This is a genomic window from uncultured Campylobacter sp. (genome assembly GCF_938031315.1).
Classification (GTDB): Bacteria; Campylobacterota; Campylobacteria; order Campylobacterales; family Campylobacteraceae; genus Campylobacter_B.
On record NZ_CALHHT010000500.1, the window covers coordinates 1 to 1,175 of the forward strand.

Genomic DNA, 1,175 nt, shown 5'->3' on the forward strand with positions numbered 1-1,175 from the left:
AAATTTTTTCATTCAGCCTTAGAATTTTTACGATTTGCAGCATCGCGTCCAGATCGATTTGTATCTTGCTCGCGAGCTTATTACCGCGTATTGGCCTATTTAGATCGGGCTCAAAGCTATCGTATAGACGAGGTATTTTTATATAAATTTTGTTTTTTCTGAAGCTAAGTTCAATGTATGATTTCGTAAGCATTTTTAAAAATAAAATTTTCTCCATCAGCGCCGGCGTTAGCACATACGCAGCTGCGACCGCATCTTTTGCATATATCGCGAAGGATTTGTCGAATTTTGCGTTATCCATCTTGCGAAGCCACGCATTGCTTTCGGAGGCGAAGGTTTGCAGCTTCGTTATGCTGGGGAGAATAAAAACATCAGATCCGATCTTTTTATGAAAATCCGCCACGAAAAAAAGACCCTGGAACGGTTCAATGTATTTCTTTTTAGACGCCAAAACCAAAAATTTTTTATCGAAGTCTTTTGATAGCCAAATATCGCCGAAGCTAAAATCTACGCCGTCTATGTTTCCGTATATCAAATCATCTCCGCCAAAGTTCGCGTATTCTCCAAAAAGCCCGCTATGCTCAATATCTTGTTCCAAAGCTATGGCACCGAATCTGTTGTATTTGTATCCTAGATTTTCGACGTAGGGTGCTATGTAGAGGGCTTTGTATTGCAGCGCAAATTCTCGCATTTTGACTTTGTGGGTTTTTTCGTAAAATAACCTATATGCGAAGTATAGCATTATCAGAGCAAATAAAATTTCCGATAGTAGCTCAAAAGATATTTTTTCTCCGCGAGCCTTGTATATCATCAAACAAATCAGCGGGATAAATATCGCACAGGCTTTAAGCAGGCTTATTATTTTCCATTTTATACGGCTTTGCAGCAGCTTACGACGCTCTTTTTCCAAATTTACGATAGTTTGTACGTCTAACAATTTTTGATCCTAAATTTCACCGCTTGCGGCAAGATAGCTCAAATTTAAACTCTAAATTTAAGCAGGCAAAGCTAGGCTTAAAGCTCGCCGTTAAATTTCAGCAGTTCGTTTGCATACGCTCGCACGCTCGCGTCCACCGCCGCAAGCGCGTCCGTATCCGTTACGCTAGGCGAGTTAAAATTCTCCGCGCACTTTAGCACGACACGCGCAATGTCGGTGAAGCGGCACCGCTGCTGCA

The 1,175-nt window shown here is 41.4% G+C and carries 1 protein-coding gene; it reads right to left on the reverse strand.

From position 1 onward, the window contains the following. Positions 1–937: DUF3137 domain-containing protein (locus Q0236_RS12345; RefSeq protein WP_297918559.1), on the reverse strand; the 937-nt coding region annotated here is incomplete at its 3' end. Positions 938–1,175: the final 238 nt, after the last annotated feature.